A 3,302-nucleotide genomic window follows, 5' to 3' on the forward strand; every position below is an offset into this window, starting at 1 on the left:
CCGCTATGACCATTCCTCATTTTGATCAGGAGAAAAACCAGCTTTTATTTGCTTTGATTTTGTCCGAGGTCATCATTTTCATTCTGGTTCAGATTATTAACTTCCTGCGGATTTCCAATGCATTAAAACCATTAAAGAAGATCAGTGAGGCCGGAAAAGAAGTGGCAGGCGGAAACTTCGATGTGGAAATTCATTATCCCCAGCAGGATGAAATCGGAGAGCTTTCTCGCAGTATTTCCGAAGTAATCGGAAGAAGTAAGAAGATTGTATTTGACCTTAGAGACCGTTTGGATGCTATGGCGGGCGGAAACTTTACCGAAAATCTGGAAAGCGAAGAGTATGTAGGAGATTATGCACCGCTTCTGGAAAGCTTAAAGCATATTCAAGAGGATATGAATAAGACTTTACAGGAGGTTCATGCTTCTTCCGTACAGGTATTAAGCAGTGCGGAGCAGGTAAATACCGGAGCACAGAGCCTGTCTCAGGGTGCTACGGAGCAGGCTTCCTCCATCGAGGAGCTGTCTGCCAATATGCAGGATATCTCTCACTCCATTCAGGCTTCTACAAAGACTGCAGGAGAGGCCTATAAGCTCCAGGGAGAGGCAGGAGTTGCGGTTCTTCAGTCCAATGAAAAGATGGAAGAAATGCGTAAGGCTATGGACGATATTACCGCAAAGTCCAATGAAATCAGTAAAATCATTAAGACCATTGATGACATTGCCTTCCAGACCAATATCCTTTCCTTAAATGCGGCTATTGAGGCGGCAAGAGCAGGAGCAGCCGGAAAGGGCTTTGCCGTGGTGGCGGATGAGGTGGGAAACCTTGCCCAGAAATCTGCCAAGGCGGCACAGAATACCGGTTTACTCATTGAAGAAACCATTGAAGCTGTGGAAAAGGGTGCAAAAATCACCGAAGAAACTGCAGAATCCTTAAATTCCGTTTCCAAGAGTACGGAAGAAGTAAACACCTTGATCGAGAAGATTTCTTCTGCATCCAGCAAGGATTTGGAAGGTATCACTTCCTTAAATCAGGGCTTACAGCAGATTTCTTCCGTAGTACAGGCAAATTCCGCAACAGCAGAACAGAGTGCGGCAGCCTCCGAAGAGCTTACCGGTCAGGCCAATAAGATGAATGAATTGGTGGAGCGCTTCCAGTTGAAGGAAGAGTAAGAAATAAAAGCTAAGATAAAAGCTAAAACAAAAGCTAAGATAACAGCTAAATAACAGCTTGAACATTAAGAAAAAGCCTTTATGGATATAGGCCTGAAAAAGGGAAATCCGAACCCGATTTCAGCCCTGAATTCTATAGAGGCTTTTTTGTATTTTTAAAGTCCAAAATTCATAGACATTTTTTTTCCCTATGGTAAGATAGAAAACGTAATTTTATAAAGAATCGGTCAAGAGCTTAGGAGGAAAAAATGAATAAAGAGATTGAAACGAAGGCAATAAACAGTATCCGTATTCTTTCTGCAGATGGAATCCAAAAGGCGAATTCAGGACACCCCGGATTACCCTTGGGAGCGGCACCCATGGCATATACCCTTTGGGCGAAACACCTTCATTTTCATCCTGAGCATCCGGAATGGGATAACAGAGATCGCTTCGTGTTATCTGCAGGGCATGGTTCCATGATGCTCTATTCTTTATTACATCTTTTTTCCTTTGGGCTGAGCAAGGAAGACTTGATGCAGTTTCGTCAGCTGGGGTCCCTTACTCCCGGACATCCGGAATATGGTCATACCAAGGGCGTTGATGCCACCACTGGCCCCTTGGGCGCAGGTCTTGCCATGGCGGTAGGTATGGCTATGGCGGAAAGTCATTTGGCGGCAGAGTTTAATAAAGAAGATTTAAAGCTGGTAGACCACCGAACCTATGCTCTCTGCGGAGACGGTTGTCTGATGGAAGGAATTTCTTCCGAGGCCCTTTCTCTTGCCGGAACCTTGAAGCTGGATAAATTGACCATCTTGTACGATTCCAACAAGATTTCTATTGAGGGCAATACAGACATTGCTTTTACGGAAAATGTGGAACAGCGTATGCAGGCCTTCGGTTTCAAGACCTTGACGGTTGAGGATGGTAATGATATCGAAGCGATTTCCCAGGCTATTGAAACCGCTAAGGAAGACTGTTCTGCCCCCTATTTTATTACGATTAAGACTCAAATCGGCTATGGCGTTCCCAAGAAGATGGGCAGTGCTTCCGCCCACGGAGAGCCCTTGGGAGAGGAAAATATTAAAGAAATGCGGCAGTTCCTAAACTGGGAAGAGGAGGAGCCTTTCCTTGTACCGAAGGAGGTTTATGCCCACTATGATGCTTTGGTAGAGGAAAAGAAGACTTCCTACAGTGCCTGGGAGGATTTAAGAGCAAAGTACGAGAAGGCATATCCCGAGTGTTATGCCAAGTACTGTGCTTATCATAATCCCGGAAGTGCAGCTTCTCTGTTGCAGGAAGAAAAGCTCTGGACAGCTGTGGAGAAGCCGGAAGCAACCCGTTCTTCCTCCGGAGAAGTGATTCAGATTTTAAAGGATTTGGTGCCGAATCTTTTCGGCGGTTCTGCAGACCTTGCCCCTTCCAACAAGACGGAAATGAAGGGAGAGGGATTTTATTCCCCGGAAAATCCCCTTGGAAAAAATATCCATTTCGGAGTAAGAGAGCTGGCCATGGCAGGCATTGCCAACGGAATTCTCCTGCATGGAGGACTTCGTTCCTATGTAGCGACCTTCTTCGTGTTCAGTGATTATGTAAAGCCTATGGCAAGACTGGCAGCCCTTATGGGATTGCCACAGATTTATGTATTGACTCATGACAGTATCGGTGTAGGAGAGGATGGACCTACCCATGAGCCTATTGAACAGCTGGCTATGCTTCGTTCCACCCCGAATTTCCGGGTGTTCCGTCCCTGTGACAGGCAGGAGACCGCAGCGGCCTGGTTCTCCGCATTGTCCAGCACGGATTGTCCCACAGCCATTGTACTAAGCAGACAGAATCTTCCCCAGTATTGTAAGGATGGAAGAGATGCTTTGAAGGGTGCCTATATTCTTTCCGGAGGAGAGCAGGAGCCTGAATTAATCCTCATGGCCACCGGTTCCGAAGTGGAGCTGGCAGAAGAGGCGGCTAAGGTGCTTAGAGGAGAAGGAAGAGCGGTTCGCGTGGTTTCCATGCCTTCCTTGGAAGTATTTGCTCTGCAAAGTCCGGAATATCAGGAGAAGGTATTACCGAAGTCCTGCAAAAAGCGCATTTCCATTGAGGCCCTTTCCACCTTCGGCTGGGGCAAATATGTAGGCTTTGAAGGAAAGAGTATCG

General features: G+C 46.4%; 2 protein-coding genes. Both read left to right on the top strand.

From position 1 onward, the window contains the following. Positions 1–1,169 (top strand): methyl-accepting chemotaxis protein (locus ACO4PX_RS09400; RefSeq protein ID WP_485572405.1); only part of this gene is annotated, 1,169 nt, incomplete at its 5' end. 248 nt (positions 1,170–1,417) lie between these two features. Next, positions 1,418–3,302 (top strand): transketolase (gene tkt, locus ACO4PX_RS09405; RefSeq protein WP_485572407.1); only part of this gene is annotated, 1,885 nt, incomplete at its 3' end.

This window comes from Oribacterium sp. (assembly GCF_057249185.1).